The sequence below is a fragment of the Streptosporangium sp. NPDC006930 genome (assembly GCF_040635605.1).
In the GTDB taxonomy this organism is placed as follows: Bacteria; Actinomycetota; Actinomycetes; order Streptosporangiales; family Streptosporangiaceae; genus Streptosporangium.
On sequence record NZ_JBEYID010000008.1, the window covers coordinates 209,548 to 224,210 of the forward strand.

The following is a 14,663-nucleotide window of genomic DNA, read 5'->3' on the forward strand; positions in this document are numbered from 1 at the left end:
CTATTCCACCTCTCATCGAATCAGGGGTGCAGGCTGTCCGGCGCGCACCGAGCGAAGCCATGTCTCGCAGGCGAAGGTGCTGATCAGCGGCATCAGGCTCATCGACCGCGGTGGCAGGCAGAGCAACACCGAGCGCAGCGCGTCGGCGTCAACCAGCCCGAGCCGCGCGAGTTCCAGATCCTCGCAAAGCTCCAGTAGCTCGGACCGGTTCGCTCGCAGGCTCGCGTACGCCTCGGAGCTGTACTCTGACTTCGTCGAGCGATTGAGGATGTCGTCCGGGACGATTCCCCGCATCGACGCGGCGAGTAGTGGCTTATACCGGTCCGGCATGGCACAGTCCTCAAACCGGATGGACAGCGCCGCCTCCAGTACCCGGTCGTCGACATATGGCGCCTCCCAGGACACGCCGAACCGGGACGTTAGCCGGTTCACTCGGCGCAGCGTGTCCCCGCACAGCCGGACGTCTTGGACGGCCAGATGCTGGCCGCGCAGCGGTGACAGCGGCGCCGGCTGTGCGCCGCCGACCTGCCCTAGCACGCGGCGGGTCACGTCGACCGCGTGTCCCGTCGCCCACTCCGGCATCCGGAAGCTGAATCCCCAACCGAAATCCGGCTTGGATGAGATTTCGCGCAGCGGGTCCACGACCGACGCACCGGACTCCGCCAGCCACGATCCAAAGGAACGGTTACGCATCAGGGCCGTGACCGCTCCCGACAGGCTCCACCGGTGCATCGCCCGGTTGGCGCGCAAGTACCGGATTGCCCGCAGCGGCCGGGACCGGATGAGCGTGTGCAGGTAAAGCGGTGTGGTCAAGAAGAGCTCATCCCCGCCATGCCCGGTGAGGTGCCGACGCGAGCCCTCGTGGGCGAGTCGCTGTGCCAGGTAGGAGAGCCGGTCACGGGTCCGGATCCAGGCGAATGGAGCTTCCAGGTCGTCGTCCAGCTCCGCCAGGCCCGAGAACCACTTTGGTGCCTCCCGCACCGGCAGGATGATGTGCTCCGCCCGCGGCAGGGAAGAGGCGGCGCGGGCCGCCCACATGCGGTCCTCGCTAGCGGGGTTCTCCGCCTCCCACTGCGTGGTGATCAGCCGGTCGGACCTGGCGTTCGCAAGGAAGCACAGACTGGTCGAGTCCATGCCGCCGGAGAGGTCCGCACTGATCACCGGGCCGCCCACAGTGCGGACGGCGACGGCTTCCCACAGCGCCCGCTGCACCCGCTCGGCGGCCTCCGCCAGGGGGGTCTCGGCCGGTGGCGGCGCCCACCAGCGGACCGTGCGGAACCCGTCGTCCCGGCTCAGCTCCAGATAGCATCCGACGGGCAGGGCCTCGACCCCCTGCCACATCGGATGTTCGAACAGTGGCCACGGTGCCCAGGGCGCGAGCAGCCGGGTAGCCAGCAGATCCTCCGCCATCCCGGCCCCAGACAGCTTGGCCAGCGTCTGCGGGCGGTCGGCGGCGACGTGCGCGCCGGCGATACGGGCGTGGAAGATCTGACACGTGGTAGACAACGTGCCCTGCGCCCTGACGTCCCCGTCAAAAGAGACGAGAAAGTGGGCAGAACCGGCCAGACCGCCCACCAAGGCGTCCAGATCCGGCAGTTGGGCGGCCTTCGCCAGGGCCCGGCCCACCTGCTCGGCAGTGGCCGACGTCACGCCAAGAATCACGGCTTTCCTCGAACCGACCACCACCGTGGTCAACTCCTCCGGACGCCATTCGCCAACCACCCATGGACGCCCAGAAGAATGCGTGATGACCTTGCATTCCTGGACGGCTAGGAAGGAGTTGTAAAAATTCTCTCCCTCGATCGTGTCGGGGAGTATTACGAAGTCCACTTCAGTCCCTGTCTGGTTGTCGAGCGCCAGCTCCGGTGCGCGTAAATGCGCTGAAGGAGCTGGCGCCGGCCAAGAAGGCCGGCGCCAGCGACTTGGTTACTTCAGTCAGACGGACTGCATCGCCCCGCCATAGTCGCAGCGCGGATTAGCAGAGCATGACGCACGACCAGTCGGCCTCGAAGCCCCAGCTCGGCCGACCCAGCGTAACCTCTGCGAACTCGCCGACACCGGACACTGTGGGCGGCTCGTAGGCCAGCACGTCCTTCTCCATTTAATTCTCCTTTGATTCGCACTCAGGAAGCTCTGCGTTTTTCGCGGTGGCACTTCCTGCGACTGGTTACGACAGTAGCAAGACCTTCTTCCGAATCGCGTTCTCTCTGTTTTCCGCTGACTTTCGCTACGCTTTCAGTGATCTTTCACCGTGATCTGACGACCTTTTCTGGGCATACCTGCGCGTGTAATCATTCGACGGGTTCGATGCCCTTGATAGATTCACGTCGATCGCATAACGCCAGGGAGACGGTGGCCATGAGTGAGCAGGCACTGACCAGACTGTCGGTCCTCGACACCTCTCCGGTATGGAGAGGCGCCAGCCCAACACTGGCCCTAAGGGAAAGCGTGGCTGCGGCGGTGCACGTCGAGAGACTCGGCTACCACCGGTACTGGGTGGCCGAGCACCACAACGCTAGGTTCATCGCGAGTTGCGCTCCCGCCGTGCTGGCTGGACAAATCGCCGCCGCGACCTCGGCTATCCGGGTCGGATCAGGTGGGGTGATGCTGCCCAACCACGCCCCGCTCGTCGTAGCCGAGCAGTTCGGCACTCTGGAGGCGCTGCACCCGGGACGCGTCGACCTGGGCATCGGCCGGTCCCCGGGAACCGATATGGGGACCGCCCGCGCACTGCGCCGGGTGAGCAGCCCGCCGCGCTCGGGATACTTCGCGGAGCAGGTGGCCGAGGTCGCCGCGTACTTCGAACCAGACACTGGCAAGGACGACAGGATCGTGGCCACCCCTGCCCAGGGCAACCGACCCGAGCTGTGGATCCTCGGATCCAGCGCGGAGAACGCCGAGCTGGCCGGACGGCTAGGTCTGCCGTATGCCTTCGCCTACCACATCAAGCCGGACCAAGCCAGCGAGGCGCTCGCCGCCTACCGCGCCGCGTTTCACCCGTCGGCGTGGCTCGCCCGACCGTACACGCTGATCACAGCCTCGGTCGTGGCCGCGGACACCGACGAGCGGGCCGACCTGCTCGCCGGGCCTCTCGCGGTGGTGATGCACGAGTCGCTGCGCGGTGTTCGGACCCACCCGAACCTGGGGACGAGTGAGGCCGCCCGGTACTTCCGAACCCCGCGGGAGCGGACCCAGTCGCGCGAGCAGCTCCGCACCCACATCATCGGTGGCCCGCACACGGTACGGGAACGGGCGGCCGAGCTGATCGCCGCCACCGGCGCGGACGAGCTGATGGCGATGAGCCTGGTCCACGAGGTCGAGGACCGCCACCGCTCATATGAGATTCTCGCTTCCGCCGTCACTCCACGGCAGCCGGCGGGTGCGGCCCGCTGACCGTCCCCGGTGCATTGCCGTGTCGTATCAACGCCGGAAGGAGCAGATATGTCGGAGATCGGGTCCACATCGGCGCAGGACTGGCAGGCAATCGATGACGCGTGCTTTCGCCGGGCTATGTCCAGGCATGCGGCTGGCGTGGTGGTGGTCACCGCCCGAGTAGACGGTGGTCCGGTCGGGCTCACCGCGACCTCCTTCTCATCGATAAGCTTGACGCCGCCGCTGGTCGCGTTCTACATCGCCAACGTCTCCGCCACTTGGGCGTCGCTGCGCTCGGCGGAGAGCTTCGGGGTGAACATCCTGTCTGCTGGCCAGGCTGACGTGGCCGCCCGGTTCGCTCTGCGTAGTATCGACCGGCTCGGCCCGACCCGATGGCGTATCGGCGTCCGCGGCCTCCCGGTGCTCGATGGCATACTGGCCCACTTGGCTTGCCGAACCCACTCGCGTACCGTCATCGGAGACCACACTCTCGTGGTCGGCGAGGTGACCGACGTCGCCCTAAGCAGCGACGTGCGTCCCCTTGTCTACCAGCAGGGCGGCTTCGGCGACTTCCTGCCGCACGTGAGTCAGTAGGACAACGGGACCGGACTGCAGAAGGTTCTTGTCCGAGAGCAGAGCCACATGTCGCCATACCGATCGCGCGCTGCGTCAGCTGCGGGCCGATCGACTCGGCCAGTGAGGCACACGGCCTGGTGATGAGCGTCTTCGGCGGGATGCGCACGGGCGAGCGCAACCGGGTCAAGATTCGGGTGTGCAGCGCCATGTCGGCGCAGGCCCAGATGGAGAGCGGCGCTTCCTCGGTGGACGGCCGCCGTAGGGCTCTCTGCGATAGATCGACCTCGCGCTGCGGCTGGACCGCTGGCTCGGCAAGCTCTTCAGTCGTCCAACGTAGCGCGAATCGTGAATGCGCTCGCCGCAGCCGATGAGTCCGATCGGTCTGAGAAAGCCGAGTTCGTCACGCTGTGCCGCATATCGCCGCCTGGGGTGGCACCGGGCGGTGATAGAGGCTGGCGCCGACCCCACGATGGTCGCCGAGTGAATCTGGTAGGAGCAGGTGCACAAGAGCGTGGTCGAGCGGCGGCTGGCCCAGGTCCCGCTGTCACGGTCGTGGCGCCTCGAGCGCGGTTCCTTGGCCGCGACGCTGACCGAACTGGGGGACATGATGGACCTACCGGTGGTCTATTAAATCCTGGCGTAGAGGTTGAGGGCGTGTCTGGCTCCGAGGGCGGTGAGGAGGCGCTGAAATTCAGAGGGCGGGGGCGCGTTGGACCGGGCACGCCAGTAACGCTGGAGCCGTACCCAGGGGGTAAGCCAGCCGCGGACGTGGCGCAGCACTGACGGCCAAGACGGCCTGAGCTGGACGTCGGAGCTGATTTTCCTCCCGATCCTCGACGGTCTGGCCACCGTTGGAATGATTCTCACTCAACAGAGGCGGTGGTTCGCCGCCCGGGCCCACGCTGCCATCGGGCGGGCCGCTTCCGGTCAGGGTGTGCCAGCAAAAGCAGAACGCGGCCATCACCAGCGCCTGGTGGCGGCGGATCGTCACCGAGGAGCGGACCTGGAAATCGGCCCAGCCGAGCTCGTCCTTGACCTGCTTGCAGCCCTGCTCGATCCAGGAGCGCAACGCGTAGATCCGTACGAGTGCCGCCAGGTCGGCCGGTGGGTGCGAGGAGCTGGCGGCGGCCGGGCCGCCGGGGCGCGGCAGGTTGGTGGTCAGATAGCAGGTGCCGGCATCTGGCAACCTGGCCGGGTCGGTGGTGGCGATCACCAGCCGGTAGGGCTCATCGGGGCCCCACGGCCCCAGCGGGGCATCAGCCGCCCACCAGGTCTCGGTATGGCCGTCACGGAAACGACGCCGCACACGCGTCCACTCTCCGGGAGCGTCCGGGCCGCCCCAGGCCAGAGCGCGGGCGGCGTCGATCGGGGTGTGCTCGGCGCTGACGGGCGCCCACAGGCCCTTGCGCCGCTTGAGCGCCAGCACATACGTCAGCCCGAGTTGCCGCAACTCCCGCTGGTAGTCGTTGTCGCCGTAGGCGCAGTCACCGGTCACGGCGGTGAAAGCGATCCCGGCCTCCAGCGCTTTGGCCACCAGCCGTGCGGCAAGGCGCGGTTTGGTGGCGAAGCCCGAATCGGCCGTGCCGTGTGGCAGGCGGCCGTGTACGGCTGGGCGTGCAGCGGCTCATACAGCCGCTCATCGGCCCACAACGTGGTGACGGTGACAATCCCGTTGTCGGTCTTGCCCAGGCGGCCCAGCCACTGACGGGACACGTGATCGGAGGCCTGCCCATCCTTATGGTCGCCGCTGTCGTCGATCACCAGCACCCCGCCCCGGTGCGGCGCGGTCGTCGGATCTGCACGCAACAGTGCCAGCCGCTGGGCGTTGATCTTCTGTGGGTCCCACACCGACTCCGACAGGAAGTACTGCAACCGTTGCACCGCCGGGTCGTTGCTCCCGGCCACCGGTGCGGCCCCGGCCAGGCAGGTCGACGTCTTGTTACGCTCGCGAGGTAGCAGCAGCTCGGTCAGATACTCGCGAACCCGCGCCGTTGCCCGAGCGCGGAGAACAGGTCATCAAAACGCGCCGCGTAATTCTCCAGCGGAGCAGGCGCCACCGGGCACGGCAGACGAGTGGTCATCACACACCCCCTCGAAACATTCGAACGAGTATTAACAGGGTGATACCCGACGCACAGCTTGATCCAACAGGCCACCGGTAGAGGTTGAGTGCGTGTCCGGATCCCACCGCAGATCAGCAAGGCTGCCCTCAGCTTGCGATTTAAGGCGGTCCTGGCTGCTGGGGGTGTCAGCGGAGGGCTGGCCGGGCGAGCCATTGATGTTCGCCCTGGATGTCGCCCCTGATGCCCGGTCCGACGCAGAGTACGTCGACTAGCGGGTGATGGTGCAGGTGCGAGGCAAGGGCACGGACAAGTTTCCGCCCTGCTGGCCCTGCAGCCTGCTGCGGGATACAAGGAAGGCGGAGCAGGCGGCAGCTAGCCGACTGCAGAACATCGACCGCGCTATGGATATGGGCGTGATCAAGCCGGTCGGCGGACGCTTGGACGTACGTCCTGATCTCACCCTGTAGCCGTCAGGTAGAGGAACTACGGCGCAAGCTCGCTCCATAGGACGTTGGTCGTGTGCGAATCCGGTTCCCAGCACGTCGTGGCCGAACTGACCCCACTGTGTGACCGGCTCGCCCGTCACTGGCCCCCCAGCTGAAGAGCCGTGAATTCCACGAGGTGCTCATCACCGGGTAGGCGCCAGGACGCCGAGCGGAAACCGAGTGGCCCCGTTGGTTGAGGGCGTGGCGGCGCTGCTCCTCCAGGCGCGCGCCGCCACGCCGGGCTGTCAGGTGAGCTCGAACCAGACAACGGTTCCTGTGGGGTCGCGGTGGAAGCCCCAGCGGGTGGAGAGTTCGTTGACGAGGAGGAGTCCTCGGCCGCCGGTGGCGTTGGGACGGGGATTTCCGGTGTGGGGGATCCGCGTGGAGCCGGGGTCCTGGACGGTGACGATGACGCCGCGCAAGGTGAAGGCCACCGTGACGACGAACTCCCGTGGCCGATCGACCGGTGTGACGTCCGCGCTTCTGGCACCTGAGGTCCCGGTGCAGACCGGCCTGGCGGAGTGTTCGACGGCGTTGGTAGCGAGTTCGCTGGTCAGGAGCATGGCGTCGTCGCGGAGCGGGTGGTCGTCGCCGAGGATGTCGGCGACGAAGGTGCGTGCGGGCCTGACCTGGTCGGTGGTGGCCGTGAACCGCTGGGAGATGACGGGGGTGGGGGTCGGCGTCGTCGACCAGCCGGGTATCCGGCCCGGATACGGCGACCAGAGCGCGGCTGGGTGAGCAGGTCCGGTGGCGTCGCCGGGCGTGGTCCGGAATCGGTCAGCGAGCACGCTGGCGAGTGCGGACAGCAGTCGTACGGTCATCCCGGTCACCTCCCTTGCTCGTGATCTCGGTGCTCTGGCCGCCTCCGGAGGCCTCGGTGTCCCTGACGGCCGTCCGGTGGTCGGTGTCGGCTGGCTGGTCGTGCTGTTCGGGGTGGGGGCGGAAGTCCTCGATGTGCTGCATCCGGGCGGCGAGTTCAGCGGGGGTGTCGGCCTCGACGAGGCCGATGCGCTGCCGGCACCGGGTGGGGGAGAGCGCCCACCAGCGTCCGGTGGCGTGGCCGTACCAGGGGCGCCAGCCGGGGAAGCGGAGCGTCAGCGTGCACAGCGCGTGGAGGTCTTCGCCGGGTTCGTGCCGGAGGCTCTCCGCGTCCGCCTCGATGGAGGACGTGCTCATAGATCGCGACTCCTTTGCGATCAAGGGGACTCCGCATGGCCCAGTCCGCCTGCGGCGTTCCGCTTTACGTGACGCTGAATGGTGCCCATAGTTGGAGTCGCGGAGAGTGTGCGGAAAGGCACACCCTGTCGCGCTGATGCCCGTGCGACGCATGCGACGGATCACGAGGACAGACATGGCCGGACAATCAACAGTGAATGCCTCGGCGGGGTGGCAGGAGTTCGGCCACGCTCTGCGAGCGTGGCGGGAGCGTCGTGAGCTGAGCCTGCGTGATCTCGCCGAGCGGGTCCGATGGCACTTCTCATTGATCGGCAAGTGGGAGCAGGGGAAGAACCGCCCGCCTGTCGAGGCGATCATGGCCCTCGACGCCGAACTCGAAGCGGGGGGCGAACTCATGGCGCAGGCACTGCGTGTGGCCATGGCCGACGCCGATCAGGCACGGAAGGGCACCGTCGAGGCAAAGGCCTCAAAGTTGGATGAGGGAGAGGACATGGAGCGCAGACGACTCATGCGGGATGCCGCCACCGTCGCCGTTGGTGGCGTGGTCGCGCCCGTACTGGCCACGTTGACTGACGCTTGGCAGGCGTCCGAACCTCGGATCTCCGGTGCGAGCGTGTCGCAGGAGATGATCGACGACTGGGAGGACGCCGCCGACATCCACGCGAAACAGGCGTATGTTGACCCGCCCGCTGTGGTCCTTGCCGCGCTCGCCGCTGACTTCACTGACATGGCTCCTCACCTGAGCCGAATGCAACCCGAGCCAGTACGGAGCGATCTCGCCCATGCCGCCGCACGTCATGCGGCCTTGATCGCCGGAAAGTGGTTCGACCTGGGAAACCGCCGTGAGGCGCACAGGTGGTGGGCGAAGACGCGGACGCTGAGCGAACGATCCGGAGATACTTTGCTGGCCGCGTGGCTGATAGGCCGTGAAGCGGCCTACCGAAGAACAGATCCAGACGAAGACCTCGCTGACGTGCTTCTCGCGGCTCAGCGCGCTCGTCGTCTCGCCGGAGACCACCCCAGCACGCCACTCGTGATCGCCCTCAGCGCCGAGGCTCAGACTCTCGCGATGCTGGGCCGCTACGCCGAAGCGGTCGCCGTACTACGTCGAGCTGAGGAGGTGTTCTCTCGGCTGCCGTCTCAAAGCGTTGGCCTGGATCCCCATTGGATGTACTTCGATCAAAGCCTGATCTATACATTCGCGGGAGACGCCAAGCGGGCAAATGACGCACAAAACACTGCCGAAGAGCTCTATCCGTCGCAGAACCATACGAGGGTCACCATCGCCCTGCACAATGCCGCACTGCACGCCCGGACGGACCCGGAACAGGGCGCACAACAGGCATTGAGACTCGTGGAGGCGCTCCCGGTCGCACGGCGGGACGCACGGGTCAAGGCGACGGCTCGCATCGTGCTGGCCGTTGCTCCTGAGAAGGCTCGTGAGTTGCCCGCCGCCCGGGAACTGCGTGTTCTGACGACGGGCGACCGATCGGCCTGAGCTGGATTCCCTTGACCGTCAGGACCAGGTCTGGCCATCGGGGGTGTCGACGACCTTCACGCCGAGAGCGGCGAGCTCGTCGCGGAGGAGGTCGGAGGCGGCCCAGTCCTTGGTGTCGCGGGCTCGTGAGCGCCGCTCAAGCAGCTCGGCGGCGCCTTCCGGCAGGGTCTTCGGCCTGACCGCTTTGCCGATGTCGAGGGAGAGGTCCAGGGCGAGGATCTGGTCGAGGTGCAGGAACGCCTCGAAGCGCGAACCGGGGGCGATCGAGCCGTCGCGCTCCAGCTCGCGCATGAGCCGCAGCGCGAGCGGGGTGTCGAGGTCGTCGTCGAAGGCGGCCTCGATCCTGGAGACCCGGTCGGCGGGCATCGGGCCGCTCGGCGACTCCGACCACTCGGCCACCTGGCCGCGCCAGCGCCGCAGGGTCTTGTCGGCGGCCCGCAGGGTGTCCCAGGTGAGGTTCATCTGCTGGCGGTGGCGGTGCTCAAGCAGCGCGAGCCGTACGGCCAGCGGGTCGAGACCGGCGTCCGCCACGTCCTTGAGCAGGACGACGTTGCCGGTGGACTTCGACATCTTGCGCCCGTCGAAGAGCAGGTGCTCGCCGTGCACCCAGTGCCGCACCACCTCGTGCCCGGCGGTGGCGTCGGACTGGGCGCGCTCGTCGTCGTGGTGCGGGAAGCGCAGGTCGATCCCGCCGGTGTGCAGGTCGATGTTCTCGCCGAGGAAGTGCAGTGACATGGCCGAGCACTCGATGTGCCAGCCGGGGAAGCCGCGGCCCCACGGGGTCTCCCAGGTCAGTCCCTGCTCGGAGGGCTTCCACAGCGCCCAGTCGGCGTGGAAGCGCTTGCGCGGGTCGACGGCCTCGATCCGGTGGCCCGGCCTCAGCTGGTCGAGCCGGTTGCCGGAGATCTCCCCGTACGTCGGGAAGGAGGCGGCGTCGAAGAAGACCGACCCGTCGGGGGTCGCGTACGCGTGCCCCTTCTCGATCAGCTTGGCGATCATCTCGATCATCAGGTCGATCGACTCGCTCGCCCGGGGCGAGTGCTCGGGCGGGCGAATGTTCAGCGCGGTCGTGTCCGCCACGAAGGCGTCCTCGTAGAAGCGCGCGACCTCAAGGACGCTCCGCCCTTCGGCCCTGGCCTGGGCGAGCACCTTGTCCTCGCCGGAGGGGTCGATCTCGGTGTCGTCCACCAGGTGCCCGACGTCGGTGATGTTGCGGCAGGCCACCACCCGGACCTTCTGCCGCTCGCTGACCCGCCTGATCAGGTCCGCGAGCAGGTACGAGCGGAGGTTGCCCACGTGGGCCGACCTGTAGACGGTCGGGCCGCAGGTGTACATCCGCAGGGAACGGCTCCCCTCGGGGACGATCCGCTCGACCCGGCGATTCCGTGTGTCATACAGGCGCAGCATGTGTCGAGCCTACGCAACGATCGCGCCCGATCCCACGGCGCGTGAGCCGCCCCGGGCGCGACCGGAGCCGGTACGGGCGCGGCCGCACCCGCCTTCTGGGCGCGTGGCCGCGCCCGTACCCGGGGGTACGGCGAGATCACCCTTCGAGGAAGGCGAGGATCTCGCGGTCGCCCCGGTCGCGCAGGCGGGTGATCACCTCTTCGCGGGTGCAGCCCTCCGACAGGCCGATGCGGGCGCCGATCAGGCGGATGCCCTCCGCCTCGGAGGCCACCGGCGCCGTGTAGCCGATCAGGTGCAGTGCCCGGTTCAGGGCGGGCAGGGTCGGCGAGGCGGCGGGCAGGTAGCGGGTGAGCAGCTCGCCGCCGTCGGAGACCGTGAGGAAGACGTGGTCGCCCTCGGAGGCGTTGGCGGCGATCAGGACGGGACGGATGGAGCCCATCGTCGGCTGGTTGTGCCAGCTGATCACCACGTCGCCCGAGGGGGTGGCGGCGGTGAGCTGGCCGCCGGGGGCCATGCCCAGGTGCGCGGCGAAACCGGTCGGCAGCGGCGAGCCCGAGCCGCGCAGGTGCTCGGCGTTCACGTCCACCCGGTGCCACCAGCGCCCGTCGCGGCTGCGGAAGCAGCGCCGGGTCTCGGAGACGTCCCTGCGCGGCTGGTAGTCGGCCTGCTCGGCTCCGGCGACCCTGATCCACCCGCGCTGCGTACGCTCGAAGCCCGGCCCGCCCGCGTACGCGCGGACCGAGCTCTCGCTCACGTCGTAGCGTTCGGTGAGGTTGGTGACGATCGTGTTGACCGACGCCTCGCCGTTGGCCCGCTCGATCTCCCGGACGATCATCTCCCGGATGCCCAGATACTGCTCGCCGCCCCAGCGCGCGAGCCCGTACTTGTTCCGGTCGACCCGCAGGAAACGGTCGTCGGCGGTGAGCTGGTTGCGGATGCCGACGAGGCTGTAGTCCTCGCCGATGCGCTCCTGGATCTCCTCGGGGGTGAGCGGGCCGCCCGCCACCGCGAGCACGGCCTCGGCCTTGTCGTTGACGCTGCGCGGCCAGGGCACCACGTGGTTCTCCAGCACCCGCAGCTGGGGCACCGCGATGAGCCAGCGTTCGGCGACGTCCTCGCGGATGCCGAGCTGGCTGGCGAGCGTCACGGCCTCGTCCATCGGGCGGGGCCCGTCGGTGAACAACTGCCGGGTCTTCTCCCTGAGCTCGTCGGCGCCCCCGGCGACCAGCCAGCCGTCCACCTGCTCGTAGCCGGTCAGCAGGGTCCGTACGAACCGCCAGGAGGGGATGCCCAGCGTGGCGAGCTCGGTGCGGTGCCACGGTACGGCGGCGGCGAGGTCGTCGGCGGGCACGGCGGAGCCCAGCCGGCCCCGCAGCCACGACACGTGGGCGATGAGCGGCGCCGCGTCCTCCTTGGCGAGCCAGGCCTCGACGTGGTCGCGCAGGTCGCGTTCGATCTGCCGGATGCGTTCCCTGGTGACCGAGAACCGCTGGGCCAGGTCGTCGAGGGTGGCCCGCTGGGAGGCGTACAGCCGGTCCCTGGCGATGGCCCGCTGCCGCTCGTCAAGCGCGGCGAAGACCTCGTCGATCAGCTCGGGCAGCGGCCGGTCGGGCCGGGAGGGGCGCATCCTGGTGACGCTCTCCTCGGTGACCGGTTCGAGGAGCCGCTCCAGCACCCCGGTGAACAGCTTGTGCACCACCTCGCGGCCGAGCCCTTCCGGCGTGCGGGCGCTCGCTGCGGGGTCGGCGAACCTGAGCAGGGGGAGGACGTCACCGAGCATCAGGTGGCCCCAGCACGCCAGGGCGAGGTCGGCCAGGCGGCCGGCCACCTCGGACGTCCCGATGGTCGAGCAGGCGGTGTCGAGCGGGAGCGCCTGCCACCACGCCTCGGGGAGGCGGGGGTCGGTCGCGATCGGCGCCACCTGGCCGGGAGAGGTCCAGCGCAGAGGTGGCGCGATGTCGCTCAAACTGAGGTTCATTGAGGTCCAACCGGCAAAGGGGAATATATCCGCAGTTCAGACTATGTGGTCAGGTAGGAAGGAATGGACTTGCCCGTCCGTAATAAGAAACGTAAAGAAGTTCCCTGGCCCGGGTGCAGGCCACATACAGCAGGCCGCGTTCCCGCTGGAGGTCGTGTGCCCTGGCGGCGGGGTCCTCACCGATCGGGGTGAGGGAGTCGAGGTCGGGGACGATCCCCTCGGTCACGCCGATCACCGCGACCCGGCGGAACTCCAGCCCCTTCATGCCGTGCAGCGTCGTCACCCGTACCCCCAGATCACGCAGAGCGGCCCGTGCGTCACGCACGAGGCCGGCGGTCCTGGCGGCCACCGCTATCTCCTCGGGCGTCACACCCTCATTCACCCACTGTCCCACCTGTGCCACCAGACCCGTTAGCTCGTCCTGCGGTGAATCGTAGGCGCGGACCATCGGCCGGAGCCCGTGCCGGGTGCCCCTGAAGCCGTAAAGCTCCTGCACACCCTTGACGAGCCCGTCGGCGGGACCGCCCCCGCGTAATCGGACTCCCCAGGACAGGATCTCCCGTGGGAGCCGGTACGACACCCGCAGACGCTGCTGGATCGCGTCGATTCCCACGGCGCCGAGCGTCACCCGCGTGTCGAAGATGCGCTGGTGCGGGTCGCCCACGATGAACAGGTCGTCGCGGGCGTGCGGCACCGCCGCCCGCAGCAGCCGCCACTGCGCCGGGTGAAGATCCTGCGCCTCGTCCACGATGATGTGCCGGTACGGCTCCCGCGCGGGCTCCGCCTCCTCCAGCAGGTCCCCCGTCGTCTGGCCGAGCAGCACCGACGCCTCGGAGGCGAGCTGCAGCAGGGTCCGCTTGCCGCGTGCCCGCAACTGCTCGGTGACGTGTTCGACGGCCCTCCACACGGAGGCGCGCTCCTCGCCGGACAGCTCGACGCTGCGGCCGGGGCGGGGGGCCGCCAGATACTCGTCCAGGGTCCGCAGGTTCTGCGCCAGGACCACCTGCTCCCACTCGCGCAGCAGGAACGCCGGGCTGTGACCGGTCTCGGTCTCCTCCCAGAGCGCGGTCAGCTCGGCGGCGCCGATCAGCGAGGGCGGGCGCCCCTCGGCCTCGGCGACCACGCGGTGGGCGAGCCGGTCCACGTTGCCGACCTCGATCCGCTTGCGGACCACCTCGTCCTCGATCAGCAGGTCGAGCCTGGTCGCGAGCTCGGCGCTCAGCCCCTGGGAGAAGGTGACGAGCAGGATCTGCCCGCTCGCGCGCCTGGCCAGGTAGGCGGCCCTGTGCAGGGCGACGAGCGTCTTGCCGGTGCCCGCGCCGCCGGTGACCAGCGTCGGCTGCTGGTAGGACTCCCAGTACGCGAGCCGGTGCTGCGGCGGGTGCAGGAACACGCACCAGCCGGGCGCGTCGAGCACGCGGTTCAGCTCGCGCGGATCGTCGACGAAGACGGCGCGGTCGGGGCTGCGCACGAGCGCGGCGCCGAAGTCCTCGGGATTGATCGGCTCGGGGCCCGCGGCGACGGCGCGGCAGTTCTCCAGTTCCCGCCACGCCCCGGCCATCGACTCGCCCCTGGCGAGCGCCGCCAGCGGCTCGTACTGCGTCGGGGGCAGCAGCGGCTCCAGCGCCTCCAGGGTGAGCTGGTCGGTGATCTGCCTGACCAGCGGCAGGAAACGGCCGTCGACCCCCAGCTCGGCCAGGTCGCTGTCGCAGATGTCGACGAACAGTCGCGTCGCGGACGCCTCGGCCGCCCTGCGCACCGCGGGCCGCACCCGGTCCAGCGCCTCGGCGTCCCACATCTCGACCACGCCCAGCGCCGTGTTCACGCCGAACCGGTAGCGCTGCGCGTACGCCCACGCCTCCGCGTCCGGCAGCACGGTGAGCAGCCAGTACACGTCCCGCTGCTTGACCACGACGCCCCGGTGCCGCTCGGCCAGCCACAGGGTGGCCACCCGGGGGTCCCTCGCCCCCCTGACCCGCTCGGGGTGCGGGGCGCCCGCCACGTTCTGAAGGAATCTGCGCGTCGAGACCACGATGTCCCTGCGCACCGGCTGGGCCAGGGCGCCGAGTTCGACGGGGAAGTCGGGGGAGATGGCGAGGCGGGGCATG

Annotated in this window: 12 protein-coding genes and 1 pseudogene; 4 read left to right on the plus strand and 9 right to left on the minus strand. The window is 68.9% G+C overall.

The window, feature by feature from the left end; all coding sequences use genetic code 11:
- Positions 1–12: 12 nt before the first annotated feature.
- Together ABZ664_RS16830 and ABZ664_RS16835 are read right to left on the minus strand one after the other, a co-directional pair.
- Entirely contained in the window at positions 13–1,830 is a 1,818-nt protein-coding gene (locus ABZ664_RS16830) for an asparagine synthase-related protein (RefSeq protein WP_362509752.1), read from the minus strand.
- Positions 1,831–1,975: 145 nt separating this feature from the next.
- The gene (locus tag ABZ664_RS16835; RefSeq protein ID WP_362509755.1) at positions 1,976–2,101 is read right to left on the minus strand and encodes a lasso RiPP family leader peptide-containing protein; all 126 of its coding nucleotides are present in this window, start codon (positions 2,099–2,101) and stop codon (positions 1,976–1,978) included.
- Between the two features lie 257 nt (positions 2,102–2,358).
- Between ABZ664_RS16835 and ABZ664_RS16840 the strand changes: the two genes are divergently transcribed.
- From ABZ664_RS16840 to ABZ664_RS16850, 3 genes are all read left to right on the plus strand, one after another.
- Positions 2,359–3,393: an LLM class flavin-dependent oxidoreductase gene (locus ABZ664_RS16840; RefSeq protein ID WP_362509758.1), complete on the plus strand. Its 1,035-nt coding sequence runs from the start codon at positions 2,359–2,361 to the stop codon at positions 3,391–3,393.
- A 48-nt stretch (positions 3,394–3,441) separates the two neighbouring features.
- Positions 3,442–3,966, plus strand: a complete 525-nt coding sequence (locus ABZ664_RS16845) for a flavin reductase family protein (protein ID WP_362509761.1) — start codon at positions 3,442–3,444, stop codon at positions 3,964–3,966.
- 481 nt (positions 3,967–4,447) lie between these two features.
- Positions 4,448–4,579, plus strand: a complete 132-nt coding sequence (locus tag ABZ664_RS16850) for a hypothetical protein (protein WP_362509764.1) — start codon at positions 4,448–4,450, stop codon at positions 4,577–4,579.
- Positions 4,580–4,639: 60 nt separating this feature from the next.
- On the opposite strand, the gene ABZ664_RS16855 is transcribed toward ABZ664_RS16850, so the two are convergent.
- From ABZ664_RS16855 to ABZ664_RS16870, 4 genes and pseudogenes are all read right to left on the minus strand, one after another.
- Positions 4,640–5,482 carry a transposase gene (locus ABZ664_RS16855; RefSeq protein WP_362509767.1) on the minus strand — a complete coding sequence of 281 codons (843 nt, stop codon included), beginning with the start codon at positions 5,480–5,482 and terminating at the stop codon, positions 4,640–4,642.
- Positions 5,440–5,934: pseudogene (locus tag ABZ664_RS16860) on the minus strand (transposase); the annotation flags it as partial. The gene ABZ664_RS16855 and the pseudogene ABZ664_RS16860, both read right to left, overlap by 43 nt.
- Positions 5,935–6,741: 807 nt before the next feature.
- Positions 6,742–7,317, minus strand: a complete 576-nt coding sequence (locus tag ABZ664_RS16865; protein ID WP_362509770.1) for an ATP-binding protein — start codon at positions 7,315–7,317, stop codon at positions 6,742–6,744.
- A complete protein-coding gene (locus ABZ664_RS16870) occupies positions 7,274–7,672 on the minus strand; it encodes a hypothetical protein (RefSeq protein WP_362509773.1) in 399 nt (132 codons plus the stop codon). The genes ABZ664_RS16865 and ABZ664_RS16870 overlap by 44 nt, the downstream gene beginning before the upstream one ends.
- A 175-nt stretch (positions 7,673–7,847) precedes the next feature.
- On the opposite strand from ABZ664_RS16870, the gene ABZ664_RS16875 reads away from it, so the two are divergent.
- A complete protein-coding gene (locus ABZ664_RS16875) occupies positions 7,848–9,170 on the plus strand; it encodes a helix-turn-helix domain-containing protein (protein WP_362509776.1) in 1,323 nt (440 codons plus the stop codon).
- 18 nt (positions 9,171–9,188) lie between these two features.
- On the opposite strand, the gene cysS is transcribed toward ABZ664_RS16875, so the two are convergent.
- The 3 genes from cysS to ABZ664_RS16890 all read right to left on the minus strand — a co-directional run bounded on the left by cysS (position 9,189) and on the right by ABZ664_RS16890 (position 14,662).
- Entirely contained in the window at positions 9,189–10,577 is a 1,389-nt protein-coding gene (cysS, locus tag ABZ664_RS16880) for a cysteine--tRNA ligase (protein ID WP_362509779.1), read from the minus strand.
- 136 nt (positions 10,578–10,713) lie between these two features.
- Positions 10,714–12,543 (minus strand): sigma factor-like helix-turn-helix DNA-binding protein, encoded by a 1,830-nt coding sequence (locus ABZ664_RS16885; protein ID WP_362509782.1) that lies wholly within the window; start codon positions 12,541–12,543, stop codon positions 10,714–10,716.
- 61 nt (positions 12,544–12,604) lie between these two features.
- A complete protein-coding gene (locus ABZ664_RS16890) occupies positions 12,605–14,662 on the minus strand; it encodes a UvrD-helicase domain-containing protein (RefSeq protein WP_362509785.1) in 2,058 nt (685 codons plus the stop codon).
- Position 14,663 lies beyond the last annotated feature (1 nt).

What these genes read in the sequence shown, in the direction of transcription:
- ABZ664_RS16865 (WP_362509770.1), bottom strand. Translation starts at nt 7,317, where the DNA reads ATGACCGTACGACTGCTGTCCGCACTCGCCAGCGTGCTCGCTGACCGA.
- ABZ664_RS16840 (WP_362509758.1), top strand. Translation starts at nt 2,359, where the DNA reads ATGAGTGAGCAGGCACTGACCAGACTGTCGGTCCTCGACACCTCTCCG.
- ABZ664_RS16890 (WP_362509785.1), bottom strand. Translation starts at nt 14,662, where the DNA reads ATGCCCCGCCTCGCCATCTCCCCCGACTTCCCCGTCGAACTCGGCGCC.
- ABZ664_RS16870 (WP_362509773.1), bottom strand. Translation starts at nt 7,672, where the DNA reads ATGAGCACGTCCTCCATCGAGGCGGACGCGGAGAGCCTCCGGCACGAA.
- ABZ664_RS16835 (WP_362509755.1), bottom strand. Translation starts at nt 2,101, where the DNA reads ATGGAGAAGGACGTGCTGGCCTACGAGCCGCCCACAGTGTCCGGTGTC.
- ABZ664_RS16845 (WP_362509761.1), top strand. Translation starts at nt 3,442, where the DNA reads ATGTCGGAGATCGGGTCCACATCGGCGCAGGACTGGCAGGCAATCGAT.
- cysS (WP_362509779.1), bottom strand. Translation starts at nt 10,577, where the DNA reads ATGCTGCGCCTGTATGACACACGGAATCGCCGGGTCGAGCGGATCGTC.
- ABZ664_RS16875 (WP_362509776.1), top strand. Translation starts at nt 7,848, where the DNA reads ATGGCCGGACAATCAACAGTGAATGCCTCGGCGGGGTGGCAGGAGTTC.